The 19,123-nt window shown below is 47.4% G+C and carries 8 protein-coding genes; 2 read left to right on the top strand and 6 right to left on the bottom strand.

Features of this window, described 5'->3' with window-relative positions; translation table 11 throughout:
• Nucleotides 1-14 precede the first annotated feature (14 nt).
• Complete coding sequence (locus tag DW096_RS18245; protein ID WP_233555732.1) at nt 15-2,933, bottom strand: TonB-dependent receptor; 2,919 nt, start codon at nt 2,931-2,933, stop codon at nt 15-17.
• A gap of 211 nt (nt 2,934-3,144) precedes the next feature.
• Nucleotides 3,145-5,520, bottom strand: a complete 2,376-nt coding sequence (locus tag DW096_RS18250; protein WP_035447362.1) for a TIM-barrel domain-containing protein — start codon at nt 5,518-5,520, stop codon at nt 3,145-3,147.
• A gap of 256 nt (nt 5,521-5,776) precedes the next feature.
• Here DW096_RS18250 and DW096_RS18255 point away from each other — a divergent pair, with 256 nt between their 5' ends.
• Entirely contained in the window at nt 5,777-9,688 is a 3,912-nt protein-coding gene (locus tag DW096_RS18255) for a two-component regulator propeller domain-containing protein (protein WP_118931165.1), read from the top strand.
• Between the two features lie 5 nt (nt 9,689-9,693).
• Here DW096_RS18255 and DW096_RS18260 read toward each other — a convergent pair whose 3' ends face one another.
• Genes DW096_RS18260 through DW096_RS18270 form a run of 3 tightly spaced genes read right to left on the bottom strand, consistent with a single transcriptional unit; the run spans nt 9,694 to nt 14,616 of the window.
• Nucleotides 9,694-11,424: a glycoside hydrolase family 9 protein gene (locus tag DW096_RS18260; RefSeq protein WP_118931166.1), complete on the bottom strand. Its 1,731-nt coding sequence runs from the start codon at nt 11,422-11,424 to the stop codon at nt 9,694-9,696.
• Between the two features lie 40 nt (nt 11,425-11,464).
• Nucleotides 11,465-13,339: a hypothetical protein gene (locus tag DW096_RS18265; protein ID WP_227212877.1), complete on the bottom strand. Its 1,875-nt coding sequence runs from the start codon at nt 13,337-13,339 to the stop codon at nt 11,465-11,467.
• 23 nt (nt 13,340-13,362) lie between these two features.
• Complete coding sequence (locus DW096_RS18270; protein WP_044469000.1) at nt 13,363-14,616, bottom strand: AGE family epimerase/isomerase; 1,254 nt, start codon at nt 14,614-14,616, stop codon at nt 13,363-13,365.
• A 339-nt stretch (nt 14,617-14,955) separates the two neighbouring features.
• Here DW096_RS18270 and DW096_RS18275 point away from each other — a divergent pair, with 339 nt between their 5' ends.
• The gene (locus DW096_RS18275; protein ID WP_120028798.1) at nt 14,956-17,490 is read left to right on the top strand and encodes a glycoside hydrolase family 9 protein; all 2,535 of its coding nucleotides are present in this window, start codon (nt 14,956-14,958) and stop codon (nt 17,488-17,490) included.
• Nucleotides 17,491-17,632: 142 nt separating this feature from the next.
• On the opposite strand, the gene DW096_RS18280 is transcribed toward DW096_RS18275, so the two are convergent.
• Entirely contained in the window at nt 17,633-19,054 is a 1,422-nt protein-coding gene (locus DW096_RS18280; protein ID WP_016272257.1) for a sialate O-acetylesterase, read from the bottom strand.
• Between the last annotated feature and the right edge of the window lie 69 nt (nt 19,055-19,123).

Genomic DNA, 19,123 nt, shown 5'->3' on the forward strand with positions numbered 1-19,123 from the left:
TTAAAAAAAATATTTTATAATAGTGTTGCGGAATTAAGGTTATAGTCTGTCTTGGTGATACGCGGATATTTGGCGCCGGTATTCGAAGATGACCATGCATTATTGATATATTCCTTCAGTACATTCTGATAACCGCCGTCGGGTGCATAGACTGAGGTCAAGCGGGCCGAAGAATAAGAAAGGATATCCATACCGGCTACACCGTACAAGTTCATCGAGAAATCAAAGTTTTTCCAGGAAGCGGTAAGGTTCATTCCGTAAGTGAACTTGGGATATCCATTGCCTATAACAGTACGGTCGGCATCGGTAATCTGCCCGTCACCATTCAAATCAACAAACTTATAGTCGCCGGGCTGGGTAGTCTTGTCCTGATATACACCACTTTCAACTCCCTTTTCAACCGCCAGCCTATTCATTTCATCAATTTCGGCCTGGGTTCTGAAAATGCCTTCTACCTTCCAGCCATAGTAGGAACCTACAGGATAGCCGTTCTGTGTAATGGAGTGGTTGTCCCAGTTGTCGCCATCTTGTGCTGAACCTGACTTGCTGAATATCGGATCGCCGACTTCAATAGCCTCGTTCTTCAGGGTAGACCCATTCAGTCTTATGCCGATATTCCAATCGCTGAAGCTCTTGTTCCACGCAGCAGTAAACTCGAAACCTGAGTTACGGATATGTCCCGCATTAGTATAGACATTGGAGAAACCGGTGGAAGGACGAATCTGGCGATACAGAAGCAGATCCTTTGCGTCACGGATAAAGTAATCGGCAGAGAAAGAAAGCTCATTGTTCATAAAGGCAAAGTCAATACCGATATTTGTCTGCTCATTGGTTTCCCATTTCAGGTTGGTATCAATTTCTTTCTGCTGGGCAATACCGGCACCGTTAATCACACTCGAACCATTAAAGAACCAGTACATTGCATTTGCCGAAGACAACTGTGCTATGGACAAGTTGGTACCATTGCCCGCATTACCGGTCTGTCCCCATCCGGCACGCAACTTCAAGTTACTGAACAGTTCTAAATCCTTAATGAACTTTTCCTCGGAAAGACGCCAAGCTACAGAAGCGGAAGGGAATGTACCATAACGATTGCCGGCACCAAAGTTCGAAGAACCGTCGCGGCGTACCGTTGCAGTCACAATATAGCGGTCGTTCAAAGTATAAGTCAGACGGCCGAAGTAAGAAAGGAATCTTGTCTTCAAATCCAGCCCACCATCCGTTTGCTTAGACGATGGGTCATTGGTCAATGAAATTTTGCGGATGTTGTCTGCCGGGAAATCGTTGGCACTGGAATTCAGCCAGGCACCGTTCGTATCGCTGGTAGAGAAACCGGCCATTGCACTTACGCGGTGATGCTCATTGGACCAGTCATAGTTCAAGAACGCTTCCAGACCGAGTGAAGTGGACTGGCTCTGGTTCAGCGAGAACGAGTCCTTACGGTCTTGAGTTCCAAAGGTTCTATCATTATAGGCTGTATAGCCATTATAACCTTTTGTATAATAATTATAACTGGCAATAGTTTTGAAGGTCAACCCTTTGTACAAATCGAGTTGTAGGAAAGCACTGGCGAGCAGACGGTCCCATTTATTGATGCTGTCGGCAGTCTTGGCAGCAGCAACCAGATTGTCAGCTCCCTTGTTCACATCCCCATTACCTTCTTTCTTGTAATGTCCCCAAGTACCGTCGGGCAACACAATAGGCATGGAATAGAAAACACCGTCCTCTACATAATCCATGGTTGGAATGGCTTGTGCATAGTTTCTCAGGTTGCCTCCTCCCATCTTTTCCGAATGTGCATAGTTCAAGTTCAAGCCTACATGCAGAAAGTCTTTCACTTTGTGAGTGATATTAGCGCGTGCCGTCAAGCGTTTAAAATTCGACTCAATCACGATACCCTGGTTGTTCAAATAACCCAGAGATAAGTTGGCTTGGGTATTTTCGCTGCCTCCCGAAGCAGAAAGGTTATAGTTCTGCTGTAATGCCGTGCGTGACATTTCATCCTGCCAGTCAATGCTGTTCAGTCTGCCTATGTAATCCTCGCCATATGCCAGATTGGTCATGGCAATACCGTCATTCTTGACGGCGGAACGTACAGCACTTGCAAACAAGCCCGCATCAGCCACATCAATCTTATTCGAATTGAACTGGAGGGCATAGTTGGCCGAAAAGTTCACCTTTGCCTTCCCCTTACCACCGTTCTTGGTAGTAATCATAATGACGCCATTGGCACCGCGAGTACCATAGATTGCCGTAGCCGAAGCATCCTTCAGAATTTCGATGGACTCTACATCATTAGGATTCAAGAAATCGATGGAAGTTCCTACCTGCACACCGTCCACTACATAGAGTGGGTCGGCAGAACCATTCACGGTTGCCACACCGCGGATACGGATGGAGAAACCTCCTTCCGGGTCACCGGAAGAACGGATGACAGATACACCTGCCGCAGCTCCCTGCAAACCTTGTCCCAAGTTCACCGGATTCCGCTTCATCATTTCCTCCGCATTCACGGAAGCCACAGAACCGGTGAGGTCGGATTTCTTCATCGTACCGTAGCCCACAACAACTACCTCATCCAAGGTTTCGGTATCCTCCTTTAAAGTAATTTTCAGAGCATTCATATTCCCGGTTACTTTGACCGTTCGCGCCAGATAACCGATGTAACTGGTCTTCAGCGTAGAACCTACGGGACACTGCAAGGAGAAGTTACCGTCCAAATCGGTAATCATACCGTTTGTCGTACCTTCCACAATGACATTGGCACCGATGATGGGCTCGCCTTTCTCATCCACCACTTGGCCCTTCACAGTAACTACACTCTGCTGTACGACAGTGACACCTGCAAACGGCTGTACGCTTGTTGCAAAGAGAGGTCCGGCACATGCCAGCGATACTGACATGATACCCAAATACTTCATCACATTTCTCATAAATACTAAATACTTAGGTTTAACAAATACCCCGGTCATAAGCACATCGGGAAAAAGATATGCGACACAATTTTGTGCCACTATAGAGGCACTGCCGTGCCATTGGGAAGGCACATCTGTGCCACCATAGTGGCACAGATTTCGGTAACTATATCCCTTTCTCTTCCATACCGACAGGGGTGAATTCAATATAGATTTTCAAAGATTAAGTTCAGAAACTCAGGGAAGTGCCTTCAACCTGGTTCAACAGTTGCGGTTTGGCCTTTCCACAATCCACTTTCACAACCTGAATACGGTTGTCGGCAGGTAGACAAACCAATCCTTCTGCCTGCTTCTTGTCAGCACTGTATACCTTCAGGCTCATTTTACTCCAATCCATCTCAGCAGTGGACTGCGCCAACTTCAGATGAGGAAGTACCGAACCGTCACGTACCAGCATGATTATCGGCAGACTGCCTGCTTCAATCCGGTGCCATCCGCCTTCGTAGACTTTCTCTGTCTGGTAGTCTATCCATTTTCCTTCGGGAAGGTAAACTGTGCGGCCCGTCATACCGGATTCAAGCAAGGGGGCAACCAGAATCTGCGAACCGAAGAGATACTCGTCATCCACTTTCCATGCTCCCGGATCATCGGGGAATTCTACAAACAAGGCTCTTAGCATCGGTAAGCCCTTTTCTGTACATTCCTTAGCCTGAGCATACACATAAGGCATCAGACGGTACTTCATCTCCGCACTCTTGCGGAAGACATCCTGCACACGCTTGCTGTCGTACAACCACGGCTCTGTCGGAGGTGCCCCATGCGCGCGGGTATGGGAAGTAAGAAAACCGAACGGTATCCAGCGGCAATACAAGTCCTCCGGAGTGGATTTTACAAAGCCGCCCATATCATGGCTCCAGAAGGAGAAACCGGACAAGCCGAAGGACAAGCCTGCACGAAGCGTACCCAGCAGACCCGTGTTCGTAGTTGCAGCATCACCGCCCCAATGCAATGGATAACGCTGGGAACCAGCCCATGCGGCACGTGCCCACATTATATTCTCGTTGTGCAACTTCTTGGTTATCTCGGACACTGCCATATCATAACGCACCGGATAGAGGTTATGCTCATACCATCCGCTCTTGCCGGAAGCGTAAATACCATTCAGTGGAGCAGCCTCGCCAAAGTCTACTTTAATGGCACTGACACCGATATTCAGCAATCCCGCCAGTTTGTCCTGATACCACTTTACTGTTTCCGGATTGGAAAAATCAAGCACCACATCTTCGTAGGGAAGTTCACCATTTCCATTTTTCACATACATGTCTTTCTCTATCAGTTCAGAGAAATAACGGTTTTTAGGAGTGAAATAAGGCAACTGCCACAAACATACATGGAAACCTTGAGACCTCAAATCCTTCAACATCTGCTGTGGATTCTGGAAACGGTTCTCGGAGAATTTATAGTCACACTGCCAGTCCACATCAAACCAGCCGGTATCGAAATGGATAACATCGCACGGATACTTGTTCTTACGGATATTGGCCGCTACATCATAACCTTCCTTTTCACTGAAATAGGTAATACGGCTCATCCACGTACCGAAAGACCACAAGGGGGGCATGCCCGGCTTTCCTACCAAATCGGTGTACTCGTCCAGAATATCTTTCGGCTCGCCGAAGAAAACGAACAAATCCAGGTTCTCGTCACCCATGAACATTTTGTTCAGCCCAATATAGGTAGCACCAAAATCACAAGTCACGGGAGCGGATGTATGCATAAACATACCATATCCCCGGTTACTCATAAAGAAAGGAATCGGTTTGTACATCTGGTCCGTCTCAGGCCCTTGTGGGTCTGTAACGAACAAGTTCACCTTCTGTCCGGCCTTGTTCAGCCCAGTGGCAGACTCTCCGCAACCAAAAATCATTTCATCTGCAGTCAAGGTAAATACCGGATTGATGCGGCGAGCATTGTCGCTTCCCCGCTTCACAAAACAGAACGGCGTATATTTTACCTGCGTAGAGTCCGCGTCGCTCAAAGCGGCAGTCTGGCTCAAGATACGTCCGGCTTTATCCTTCAAGACGATTCTCCAAGGATTCTTGTTAATCTGAATGGTTCCATAGTCGCTGGAATAGATAATCTTGTCATTCGTCTCGGTAACTTTCCAGCTTCCATCCCTGCCCGGTTCCTTTGCCAACATGATGGAAGCGGCAGGTTTGGGTTCCACCGGGGTCGTTAGCATACGGATACGTACCGTACGCGGAGTTACAAAGTCAATCTTGAATTTGAGGTTAGGGTCATTTTCATAGGCAGTGAAGGGGAAATCGAGCATTCTCATTTTACGGGGCTGTGCACCGTTGGTATTGAAGGCTTGGCGGGGCATCAGATGCCCGCGTTTCCAATTCACCAGCCCTTCACCCGACTTGGCATCGAATGACTCCAGGTGATCTGCAAAAAACAAGGTATTACTCAAGTCACGGAAATCGGTACTCATGTCCAGAGGTTGGTTCATCAAATACGAAGTACCGTCATTGACATGTGGCTGTGCCAACAGATTGCCACCGGCAAACAACAGCATCGCCACTGCTAAAAGTTCTTTCTTCATACTATTAGGATTTAAATGATCTCGACTGCAAATGTATTTTTCTTAAAGGAAACACAGATGCCTTAAAAATGTCTTTTAATATCCGGTTTTGTTTCATAGAACCCATATAGGGCCATTGGAAACAAAATGCATACTATTTTTCACCAAACGGAGGATATCATCCCACACGAATACGCAAATCTTTCCTTGCTCGTTCGAAGGATTATATTTAAGTTTGCAGTTACAATATTGTTAATCCTTCTAATAAAGAAAATACATGAAACAACTGCTCCTATTCCTTATATGCAACCTGGCCTTCCTCCTTACTGTTCAAGGTAACTCAGCGGAAATCCCGCCGGCTGTCATGTTCAAGCAGCTCTCTACAACAGAAGGACTCTCCAACAACAGTGTCCGAAGCATCTACAGAGACAATAGGGGATTCCTCTGGGTGGGGACAGAATCAGGACTCAACAAATACGACGGCTACTCCTTCCAGCAGTATTACCAGAACAACTCCGACCTGCCGGACGATGCCATCAGCGAAATTTTCGAAGGACCGGACGACAATGTATGGATAAGGACTTCCAGCGGCTACAGTATCTATAATTATAAGACCGGTAAATTCGACAATGACTATAAACCCATACTCGATGGGCTGCAAATCCCCAGTAAAAACATTCTGAGGATGGGAAAAACATCCAAGAATGAGTTTTGGGCCTACGACTATTCCAAACTTTACATACGAAGCATGGACAACAGCTCCATCAAAGCCTATCCACTGGCAGTTGAAAAGATTTCAAACCTCTATATAGGTGTCCAGTTCATTTATATAATGTACTCCAACGGTACCCTATACAGTATCAGCAAGCAGACTTCCGAAGTCAAGGAAATAGCCATTCCCACCATCTATAGACCTTTGCTGGAGAATCATGAGCCACACATTTACATAGACCAAAACGAAAGCCTATGGGTATACACCTTCCAAAACAGCCTACTTTTGCACAAGAACAGTTTTACACAGCAATGGGAGGACATCAGCCTGAACAATAACACTCACATACAGTACAATCGCGTGCAACGCATCCTCGACCTGGGAGACGGCAACGTATGGATACTTACCAGCCATATGGGGCTGTTCGTTTACAACACCCTGACCAAATCGCTTACCAACTTGGTGCACAATCCATTGAAACCGCACACCATTGCCAGCAACAATCTGAATACCATTTACCGGGACAAAGACGGAACCATATACATAGGGAATTTCAAACACGGTATTTCCTATTATAGCCCCATGTCCCAAATCATACTATGCAACAAATCCCTGGAATATGATGATATCCTGACCTTCTGCGAAGACACCAGCCAGGAATACATTTACTACGGAACAGACGGTACGGGACTAATCCGACGTTCACTAGTGACCGATTCATACGAAAAGATAGCAACTCCCGCCAATATTGTAGTCGACTTATCCATCGACTCCAAAAACCGCCTATGGATAGGCACCTTCCAGAAAGGACTGCTATGCTACTCGAAAGGGCAAATCAAACAATACACAGTAAGTAACAGCCAGCTTCTCGAGAACAATGTGTATACAGTAAAGGTAGACAAACACGGATACATCTGGATAGGTACCATGAAAGGATACATACAGAGGTTAAATCCGGAAACCGAGCAGTTTGACACCATCTTGTACCGTCCGGGAGAATTCTTTGTCCGAGATATGTACTATGATAAAGACAGTACCCTTTACGTAGCGACCAAAGGAGGACTCATTATCATCGATACGGAAACCCAAGCCTATAATATCTACGCCGAAGCCGGCCGCTTCAAGGAGAACAATATGCTCACTGTCTATAAGGACAGCCGGGACCTTCTTTGGATAGGACATCCACACGGACTGAGTATATGGAACCAGAAGAACGACTCCATCTACTTCCTTGACCAGAAAAACGGACTTGCCGCCAACCTCGTCAGAGCCGTCACGGAAGACAACAACAACCAGATGTGGATTGGTACCGGCAACGGCATCTCACGAATCAAAATAACAAACGGTACATACGCCATCGTGAACTACTCCGTAAGCGACGGACTGATATGCAACGATACCAATGTCCACGCCATCCTCAAGCTACAGAACGGCAATATACTGATAGGCACGCCACAAGGTTACCAGACTATCATTCCACAAGACATCCTGACCACAAGTTATGATGCCAATATTTACCTTACCGGTATTGAGCTCAAATCCGGAATGACCCATCCGGACATCCTGAACGGCAGCTCACTTGAATGTGCACAACATCTTTCCTTCACTGAAAAGGAAAATTCATTCACTCTGTCCTTCTCTGCCCTCGACCTGGTGGAAACGGATAAGATAAAATATGCCTATAAGATTCATTCCAACTGGATTTATGCTGAAAACAACAAAGTAAACCTATCCATGCTGACTGCCGGAAACTATACTTTATCCGTCAAGGCATGCAACTCACAAGGCATATGGAGCCCCAACGTCAAGGAACTGAAAATAAAGATACTCCCTCCTTGGTGGCGCACTTGGTGGGCTTATACCATATATAGCGGTATCGTTTTGTACATCCTTCTGTCCATTATCCGCAATCTGCGCTTACGCCAAAAGCAGAAACAAATCATGCAGGCCATCGAGGTGGAAAATGAAAGGCAGCAGAAAATCAACAATATGAAACTGCAGTTCTTTGCCAACATAAGTCACGAACTGCGGACCCCCTTGTCACTTATCATCAATCCGCTTGAAGAGTTTTTCGTAGACCATCCCGAATATCGTAAAGGCATTCTGGATATGGTCAAACAAAATGCCGACTATCTGCTGGAACTGATTAACCAACTGCTGGATTTCAGAAAGCTGGATGCCAAGGCTGAAACCCTGAAATGCAAACATGACAACATCCTTATCATTCTGAGTGAAATATTCCACTCTTTCGATCCGATAGCACAGAAACGGAACATCAGCTATAGCCTTACCGCTCCACAACATTCTGTATTCATGGATTTTGACTATGACAAGATACGCAAGATATGCACAAATATCCTGTCAAATGCATTCAAGTTCACTCCCAATAAAGGAAGCATCTCACTGGATATTGCCGTAAGAGGCACAAATCTGGAACTGACCTTTACCGACACCGGTTGCGGCATAGAGGATGAAGCCAAGGAGAAAATATTCCAAAGATTCTATCAGTCGGGCAAAAACCAGTCGAACAACGGAGGCAGCGGCATTGGACTGCACATTGTTTCCGAATACGTAAAGATGCATCAGGGTACTGTCTGTGTCAGGGATAACCAGCCTTGTGGTTCTGTATTCCTGATTGCCCTACCCCTACACCAGAACAGTAATGAAACCAAAAACGGAGAACCGGTCGAAGGACCGGAAATAAAAGAAGAATCCCATCCATTCACCATACTACTCGTAGATGACAACTACGACTTCTTGAAATTTCTCTCTGAAAGTCTTGCCAGGCAGTATCATGTATTAAAAGCCACAAACGGAAAACATGCACTGAATGTACTGGAAAAGGAAGATATTGATTTAGTGGTCAGTGACATCATGATGCCCGAGATGGATGGTCTGGAACTATGTTCAACCATCAAGAATGACATACGCTACTCCCATATCCCCATTATCCTCCTGACAGCTAAAGCAAGTGAAGAACACCAATTGGAAGGGCTTAGCGTTGGCGCAGACGACTATATCACCAAGCCTTTCAATATGGAAGTCCTCAAGCTGCGCATCAACAAGATTATCGAGATGAACGTCAAACGTCAGGAAATATTCAATCAGGACATTAAAATCGAGCCAAGCCGTATCACCATCACTCCCCTTGACCAGCAGCTGGTGGAAAAAGCCATCCAGATTGTAGAGGACAATATCAGCGAAACCGAGTTTTCCGTCGAGGAGCTTGCCAGCAGCCTGAATATATCACGCAGCTATTTCTACAAGAAAATGATTAAGATAACGGGAAAGAAACCCATCGAATTCATCAGGACCATCCGTATGAAACGTGCACAACAACTCTTGACAGAAAGCCAGATGCAAGTTTCGGAAATTGCATATACCTTGGGGTATAACTCCCCCAAGATATTCTCCAAACATTTTAAAGAAGAGTTCAACATCAGCCCATCCGAATTTATAAGGCAGCAGGCTGAATAGAAACATTATTTTGACATCAAAGCATCCAACGAAGACACCAACGCCACCAAAGCAGCACTCCAATTAATGGCTATTTCATTGGAAGCATACGAACCTTCCACATCTGCATAAGACTCATCCGGCAGATTGGAAGGATAGGGTACACCGTCTTGTTGGCCAGGATTGGGACCGCCAACAAGGAAACCGGGAAGAGGTGCCTCTATATCATCCGATGCAGAAAGACGATGGTGCGGATACAGAGGACTTTTCATCCCGAAACCGGTGACATAACAATATCCCGTGGCATTCTTTCCTAAAATGTAGTCCATATTGCGGTAGGCGTTCGTCAGGTACGACTTCTCACCCGTAAGCAAATAGGCGCAAACCAGTGAAGTGGCTTGGTTAGCACACCCTTCGGCAAGGCATCCCCAAAAGAAATCTTTGGCATCGTTGCCGTAAGGAGCGTGGAAAGGAGAGCGGTCAGCACCCCGCACAGCCTCGGCAGCATAGTCCAGTAGCAGGTCCTTCATGGCATTTGCCAACTCCACGTCTTCACCCTGATATTCCCTGCCCGGTTGCAGCCAGGCAAACACGCCCAACGCTGTGGTATTGCCCCAAGAAGGAGTCTTATATGCGGTGGGGAGATGCTTCTTCACTTGTTCCCGGTAAACGGTCTTTCCCGTAGCAAGATAGAGCTCGGAAGCCGCCCAGAAGAATTCGTCATCAGCACTGCGATCACCATAAGCTCCCGTAACTACGGCAGGTTGATATTGCTTGTTGAGAAGATCCTGATGATAGAGTGCCTGCGGATGTGCTTCTGCCCAGGCATAAGCACGTTCGGCAGCCTGCAAAGCCACTTCCGAAAAGCCAGGATAATCCTCTTCGTAAGGAGCAAACAACACGGAAGCCTGCGCTAAAGCCGCAGCATAGTCCAATGCCGCCGTTACTGATTTCTGAACTACATAACGGGGCTGCTTACACTCCGTAGGCTTGATAAATCCCTCGAACGAAGGGGTAGTCAGCTTGTGGTAGACTCCTCCGTCGGCAGGGTCTTGCATGGTCAGCATCCATTTCAGGTTATAGTACATCTCGTCCAGCAAATCGGGCGTGTGGTTTCCGCTTTCCGGGATGTTCACCCGTTGACGGATAAAATAGTCAGGAAAACGGGCATAAATCGCCTGCATCAATCCGATGGAATAAGCGGAGTTCACAATGTACTTGTTATAATCTCCGGCATCATACCATCCTCCCGGAGAAGAAATCACCGCTCCCGCCTTACGTTCCGGCCCGGCAGCATTGGGATGTACCAGCACCTTGTCATCTGGATGGCCTGCCGGACGGCTCCACCGACCCGCATAAGTCGCTTCGATGGGCATACCCGTACGTTGGTAATAGAAAGACTTCAAAGCGGCATCGGCCAAAGGGGACAGCACCTTTTCCTTTACTTCGAATGCCACTGAATCGCCGTTAACCAACAGAAGATATCTTCCCGGTACCGTGATGTCACTGAAATCCAATATTGTCCTGCTCTTATCCGACCAAGCGGATGAAGCGGTATATCCGGGTTTGCCGGAAAGTAGCCGATTGCCCGTGGCTGCATCTACTATGGTAAATTCACGTACCTCACCGGCATTCACCACAGCTACTTTTTCCTGCTGGGGATAATACCCTAACTGATTCAAACGTACAGTTTCTGAAGGATGCCCTAAAGTGGCCATTCCTCCCAGAACTGTAAACAGACATGTAGTTATATTCATATCACTATTCTTTATATATTAATATTATTCCATTTCAAAATTATTTATCCGACAATAAGGTAATGAAACTGATAGCCGGCAAGTGTACCCGTACCAGTCCATTCTCCACCTTCACAGCAGTTTCCTTCATGCAGTCCTTTGTATTGGTCACATAGACTTTCAGTTCCTTCACTTCTGCAGGGATACCGGAGATGACAGCCTCACAATCCGCCCCATTATTGACCATATGGACGGCATATTCTCCGCGCACCATATTTCCGAAAGCTGCACAGTTTACATTTTTCTTGCTGCTACTGACTGGAATGGCCAAGGCATCGGCCGGAGTGGAGGCCAGCTGCTTAATGTTCCAGAAACGTTGTGTAGGACGCAAAGGACCTTTGGAGCCATAAATGCCGTCTCCCCACAACAACGAATAGTCTGAAGTGAGCTGCCACTGCAAGATGGACAGTGGTTGGCAAATAGCACAAATACGCGTATACAGATTGATTTCATAAAGTGCAAACGTCGACTCATTGAATATCTCGGCATAACCATGAGCAGCGGCATCCGTACTACCCTCACCAACCAAGAGTGGTACATTAATCGCTTTGGCAGCATCCGCCCACTTCTTTAACGTAACATCATCACAACCACGCCATGAATGGAAAGAAACTGCACCAATATACTTATGAGTCTCAGAATTGTTCAAAGCAGGAAGGATAAAATCAAAAGTCGTAGCATCCGAATTGTCGCCAAGCAGCATACGGGTAGGAAGATTCAACTCTGCCAGATAAGCTCCAAACTCCTTAATGAAATCGGCATGCTCCTGCGGCGTGTGAAGGACATCAATACCCAAATCCGATTCATTGAACGAGAACATGGAGAACTCAATACCATAATACCGTTTGGCATACAACAGATAATCTGCCATGGATTTATAAATCTTCTCCTTTTTCCGGCTATCCAGACGATAAGCAATGACACCACCTTGACGGGCATAACTTGCAGGACCTCCGTCAATGGCCCATGCAGGCGGAAACCAACAGCTTAGTATTACCGGCATTCCCATCGCCTTCAAGCGCTTTGCCATGAGGAAACTTTCCTCCACCCGCTTGTTCAGTCCCCCATTCTGTGCCACGGCAATAGGATCGGATTCTTCTTCGGGTTGCCACAATCTCCACGGAAATTCCACACGGCCATAAGCTACGCGCAAATTTTCCAGACAGTAATCTATCACTTTAGGGTCGGCAGCAGGATTCTGCAGGCGGAAATTCCCTCCAAAGCCTGCAAACAAACTTCCCGGATTCTGCATATCCAATGTAATTTCCGCGTCACTGTGATCTATCACTCCGGAAGCATGCAGTTCCATAGACAATGCTGTTCTCCCAGCCTTTTTCAGAATCGGCATCAGCGAGATATACACAACAGTACCGGTAGACTCTTTTTCAACCGTGACCTTTATAGACTTATTGAACTTGAATTCCAACTTCCTATTGGCCGAAGTAACGGTCAGCTTCCTGCCACTTGTCCTTACTTTGGCATCAACGTAGTTTTCCGGACTTAAAGCAATACAGTAATAGGCTGCCTGATTCAAAGTAGTGTCCGACAGCGCATCAATAGAAATCTCCACCAAGCCTTTTCCCTTATCAGTCACTTTCTGATGGAACTTTACACCTCGCAGAGTAGTCGTCACTTCCTGCATATCCCCCTCACGATGGAAAACGGGACGGACCTGCTTCTCCTTTCCAGTAATCTCCATATCTCCTTTCAAGGTTCCGACACGCAGGGATGACTCAAAGTCTATCAATTCACCGTCTACACGGACACCCGTGATATTGCTCCATGCCATCACTTCCGTCTGGGCAGAAAGCGGCAGAGATAATATACCACACAGCAATACAACTATTCCAAACTGGAAAATTCGTAAATTCTTCATAATATCAAATCTATAAAAGGTTGTCATTTCAGTCTGGTATCAATCTCAAACCCCATACGGCTGTTATGATAGGGACAATTCCACATACTTGCTTTAGGTTCCTTGTAGCGGGGAGTCCCATCTTCCAGCACGGTTCTGAACCATTCGCCATACTCCTTGTCTATCATCCGTGATTTGATGAAGTTCCAGGTGCGGACGGCACTGTCCAAATAAGATTGTTCACCAGTCAGTTGCCAGGCATTGATACAACCGACCACAGTTTCCGCCTGGCACCACCAGGAAGCATCCTTCCTGATTTTGTCCTTATGCCGTTCGTACATCATGGCGCCCATCGGGTTGATGCCCTCTTTCAAGGAGGCGTCTGCAAGTTCCAATGCTACCTTCCTGCACCTCCCGATAACCTCCGGGTCACCCAGAGCCTCTGCAGCTTCCGTCAGCAACCAGGAAGTTTCGATGTCATGCCCGTAAGAGTCGATGTCATCCAGATTGTTCCAATTCGAATCACAGTACAATATCAGGTGATGTGTTTGTGGATTGTAGAGCTTGGTTATTATCAAATCTATTACTTTTGTAAGACGTTCGCGTAGGCCATTATCCTTCCATACTTTATATAAAGCTGTGTATGCCTCCAATACGTGGATATGGGTATTCATTGTTTTGGTGGCAACGCCATCTCCATCATATCCCAGCTTTTGGGGAACTCCCCATTCGCGGGTGAAAGATTCTATATAACCATCGTTTACGGGGTCTTTGATTCTGCTCTCCATGGTCCGGTAAAGTTCTATGGCTTTTTGCAGGCTTTCATTGTTGCCCGTTGCTCTAAAATGTTCGGACAAACCGTAGATAGCATAAGAGCAGCCGTAAGTCTGCTTGTTCGTATCCAATGGGGTACCGTCCGCTTTTATCAGCCAATATACGCCTCCATACTGCGAATCAATGAAGTGGTCTATGAAATACCGTTGCGCCCTGTCAGCCAATTTACGGTAGGCAGTATCGCCATACATCCGGTAGGCGGTTGAAAAAGTCCAAAGGATGCGGGCATTCAGTACACCACCTTTGGGAGCATCCGCTATCGGGGCACCGTCACGTCCCAATGAACCATAAAAGCCTCCGGAAGAATCTACGCTGTATCTTTCCCAAAAAGAGAGGATATTCTCTTTCAAGTCCGAGGTTATTTCATCTTTTAAAACCTTGTCTACGTGTGACTGTGCTTGCAGGAAAGGTGTAACCAGCAACCATACTGTAATCAGCAAAAAAACGGAAAACATACGTTTCATAATATAGCGATTTAAGGAATTAATCATAGTTACATTGCAAATGTACAAAAAAACAAGTTGCCACTACTCACTACCATCCTTTTTCAATGGATACAATTGGTTCCGATAAAGGCTGTTTTTGGGTACTGAGTCCTTGTTTTACCAGACATCAGCTTTTATTAGCTCAAACGTTGGTATCTGGCAGTTCAAACACCATTGTATGACAAATATAACAATGAATATCATAAAAATAGAGGAAAAAGACACATTTCATAACGTTATTGGCTACAAACAAAAGCCATCCGTTTCCTTTTTAGTCCGTATATTAGTAGAAAATTTTGTAACTCAAAAATATATACTATGAGAAAGAAACATTTCCTATTTGCATCAGTCTTGGCACTGCTTTGCGGCAGCAGTACGCTGCATGCGCAAGACTTCAAGCTGACATCCTCCGGTTATTTCAAGAACCAGGGAGTCGACGTCATGGCTTTTGATGACATCTATCCCGAAGGACACCAGGGAGGGGTATGTATCATCATGAACGGACACCGTGTGGCGACAAACGGAGACATCCGCCTGGAAGCCACGCCCGGACAATGGCAGCCCGTACCGAAACAGCTCGACCGGAAGCTCGGTGACAACAGCATCACCGCCACACTGTGCTATCCCGACTCCTCACGCCATCTCACCGGATTCAACCCGATGATTTACCCGGACCTCCACCTTATATATACGGTAAACGTGGAAAGCAAAGGTAAAAACATAGAGGTGACCGTAGACCTTGACCGCCCCATTCCCCAGGAATTCATCGGAAAAGTGGGCTTCAACCTTGAATTCTTCCCGGGTTCCCTCTTCGGCAAGCCCTGGATTATGGACGGTCAGAGCGGCATCTTCCCGCAACAACCCAACTCTCCCCTAATGACAACCCAACCCAACTATCTGCATACGGGAAATTATCATGACGGCAAGCAATCGCTGGCAGACATGGACAAACTGATAGGAAAAGGTTACAGCCCGATTGTGGCCGACGACATCATCAGCGAACCTTATGCCAAAGGCCGTAAGTTTACCTCCCGCCCCGACGACCCTTACAACAAAGTAACCATCGAATCATTGAGTGGTGACCTACAACTGTTTGACGGGCGTATGAACCACAATAACGGCTGGTTCGTACTGCGCAGCAACATAAAACCGGGTGTCACCAAAGGGGCCGTCAAATGGATTATCACTCCGAACGTAGTGGCCGACTGGATGTATCAGCCGGTTATCCAGACTTCACAGATAGGTTATCATCCCGCCCAGGACAAGGAAGCCGTCATCGAAATGGATATACGTGACAATAGAAAGGAAACGGCACAAATCATCCGCATTGACGCAGACGGCGAGAAAGTGGTCAAGAACGTCACTCCTGCCAATTGGGGCAAGTTCCTGAGATACAACTATCTGAAGGTGGACTTCACGGATGTGAAGGAACCGGGACTCTACAAGATTAAATACGATACCTCCGTATCCCCTATCTTCCGCATCGACAATGACGTATATGCCCGCGGCGTATGGCAGCCCGTACTGGAATACTTCCTTCCCGTACAGATGTGCCACATGCGCGTCAACGAAAAATACCGCGTATGGCACGACTGCTGCCACATGGACGATGCCCAGATGGCACCGGCACACAATCATATCGACGGCTACGACCAGAAAGAGGGCCTGTCCAAGTTCAAACCGGGTGAAGTGGTTCCCGGAGTGAACATAGGCGGCTGGCACGATGCCGGAGACTTTGACCTCCGCATCGAATCCCAAGCCGGAGAATCCTATATCCTGGCACTGGCCTACGAAGCTTTCCACCCGAATCTCGACGTGACTTCCATCGACCAGATAAACCGTGTGACGGAAATCCACCAGCCCGACGGTAAGAATGACTTGCTGCAACAAGTAGAGAACGGCGCCCTTACGGTAGTCAACGGCTACCTGGCACTGGGACGTCTCTACCGGGGAATCATCTGCAACGACCTGCGCCAGTACGTACTTCTGGGTGATGCCGCCGCCATGACCGACGGGAAAATCGGTAATGAAGACGACCGCTGGATATTTACGGAGGATAACCCCGGACGGGAACTGTCGACAGCTGCCCAGCTGGCTGCCGTATCACGTGTATTGAAAGGTTTCAATGATACATTGAGTGTGCATTGCCTCGACATTGCTCGCAAAGTATATGCTTCTACCGGAAGCGGCAACAACAGAGCCTTGTTCCCCAAAGTGCAAGCAGCCGTAGAGCTGTACCTCACCACCGGCGAACAACCCTATATGGACTTCATTCTGGACAACCAGGAGCTCATCATCAAGCAGATAGGCCGCATCGGCTGGTACACGGCACGTGTGGAAAAACTGTTCGCACAGATGAAGAACAAGAAAGCCAAAGCCTTTTCAGCAGCTTTCCGCAAAGCTTTGACCGGATATGAACAAGAACTGAACAAACAAGTACAGGAGACTCCCTATGGCGTTCCCTACCGTCCGAACATCTGGGGTGCAGGCTGGGATATACAGCGTTTCGGCTTCCAGCACTACTTCCTGACAACCGCCTATCCGGAAATATTCCCGAAAGCACCGGTATTCAATGCCCTCAACTTCATTCTCGGATGCCACCCGGGCTCCAACCAAGCTTCCTTCGCCTCGGGTGTCGGCGCACAATCAGCCACTGTGGGCTACGGACTGAATCGCGCAGACTGGTCGTACATTCCCGGTGGAGTCATTTCCGGTACAGCTCTTATCCGTCCCGACTTCCCGGAACTCCTGACGTTCCCGTTCCTCTGGCAACAGACTGAGTATGTGTTGGGAGGAGGTTCGTCCCACTATATGTTCCTGGTACTTGCAGCAGAACAGTTGCTGAAACAATAAAAGACAGAGGGGGAACAAAACCCTCTGGATATTTTCTTTTAGGCGCGGATTACACGGATTTAGTTTACTGCATCCGTGGATTCCGCGTAACCCGCGCCCAATATTATAGTATAATGAAAGTGTTTATATACTTTTCACTCTTTCACCAATTATCCGTACGGAACGGAATGGTAGGCAGTTCATTCCCGCCAATCATTGTACCGACCTGGAAATCACGGAAACAATAGCGCACGGCAACGGGATTGGGCACCTTTTCCGAAGAAATCACGACCTCATTCGTCTGCCAGTGCAGCCATACTTTATCGGCAGGATGGAACACACGGTCCTCACCCGCCACTTCGAAACCGCGAAGGTCATAGTTGCGACAGATACCCATTTCCAAATGGTCGAAGGAAACCCATGCTTCACTGCCTTTAGCAGTCCATGACTTATATTGTGGGCCGAAACAGTGTATCTGCTTCAATCCATAGGTAAGGTTCAATGCCAGATAGCTCAAGCGTTGACCTACCTTTGTCTTGTTGCGGGGATGGATATTGTATATCTCATAAGGCTCTACAAGGTCGTTTGTAGAAATCATGGCACTGTTCGGAATCAGGCTTTGGGCACGGAATTGCGCTTCACGTAGGTAAGCAGCTTTCTCTTGCTGGGTACCTCCATAGGCGTACGGCGCTATTTCGGCAAAGTAGAAAGGCAATTCGCCCAGTCCCCATTCTTTGCGCCACAGCTGCACCATATCGGCCAGACGCTCGGCGTATGTTTCATGACGGCCTACGTTAGACTCGCCCTGATACCAGATGAATCCCTTTATGGTATAGTTCTGAAGCGGCTTCAGCATGGCATTGTACATCAGCATGGGGCGGTGCATGGGGTGCAGGCGTTCGATGGAATCGGGGTTGAGAGATATGTCTGGATAGTTTTCCAGCAGTTCACGGCTTATCCAACCTTCTACAGTGGCTCCACCGTAAGCGCTACAGATGATGCCGACCGGAATCCGGAGGGCACGGCTCAACGAAGTGGCAAAATAGTAGGCCGTCGCACTGAAATCGGGTGCGGTTTCTATGGAAGATATGTTCCAGCTACCTTTGCAGTCGGTTTGTGGTTCATAAGTCTGGTGCTTGGGAACGGTGAACATACGCACGCCTCTGTTTTCGGCAGAAGCTATGATGTCATCCGCTCCGTTCATGATGCAACAGCCGGCAAAGCCTTTCAGGGGCATTTCCATATTGCTCTGGCCGGAAGCAAGCCATACTTCACCGATTAGGATATTCTTCAACGTAGTTTTTTCTCCGTCATCAAAAGTTATCTCATAAGGCGTGTATCCTGCTGCCGGAGTTTTCACGGCAAGCAACCAACGGCCATCCTTATCGGCACGGCAAGTCGTTGTCTGTCCATTCCACGAAGGCGTGACACGTACTTCGGCTTTCGGTGCAGCCGTTCCCCACAGTTTCACTTCAGTCTGCTGCTGGAGTATCATGTTGTCGCCTACCAGTGCAGGCAGCTTTACTTTGGCGCCCAGCGAGGCGGCGCAGCATAATAGAATCAATGCAAGAGTCTTACTTTTCATAGTATATTTGTGTTTAATCTCATATTCAAAACCAATAACGTGAGCAAAAATAGGGCTTTTTTGCTCACG

Source organism: Bacteroides sp. AM07-18 (assembly GCF_003602695.1).
GTDB classification, from domain to species: Bacteria; Bacteroidota; Bacteroidia; order Bacteroidales; family Bacteroidaceae; genus Bacteroides; species Bacteroides uniformis.

What these genes read in the sequence shown, in the direction of transcription:
- DW096_RS18265 (WP_227212877.1), bottom strand. Translation starts at nt 13,339, where the DNA reads ATGAAGAATTTACGAATTTTCCAGTTTGGAATAGTTGTATTGCTGTGT.
- DW096_RS18245 (WP_233555732.1), bottom strand. Translation starts at nt 2,933, where the DNA reads ATGAGAAATGTGATGAAGTATTTGGGTATCATGTCAGTATCGCTGGCA.
- DW096_RS18280 (WP_016272257.1), bottom strand. Translation starts at nt 19,054, where the DNA reads ATGAAAAGTAAGACTCTTGCATTGATTCTATTATGCTGCGCCGCCTCG.
- DW096_RS18255 (WP_118931165.1), top strand. Translation starts at nt 5,777, where the DNA reads ATGAAACAACTGCTCCTATTCCTTATATGCAACCTGGCCTTCCTCCTT.
- DW096_RS18260 (WP_118931166.1), bottom strand. Translation starts at nt 11,424, where the DNA reads ATGAATATAACTACATGTCTGTTTACAGTTCTGGGAGGAATGGCCACT.
- DW096_RS18275 (WP_120028798.1), top strand. Translation starts at nt 14,956, where the DNA reads ATGAGAAAGAAACATTTCCTATTTGCATCAGTCTTGGCACTGCTTTGC.
- DW096_RS18270 (WP_044469000.1), bottom strand. Translation starts at nt 14,616, where the DNA reads ATGAAACGTATGTTTTCCGTTTTTTTGCTGATTACAGTATGGTTGCTG.
- DW096_RS18250 (WP_035447362.1), bottom strand. Translation starts at nt 5,520, where the DNA reads ATGAAGAAAGAACTTTTAGCAGTGGCGATGCTGTTGTTTGCCGGTGGC.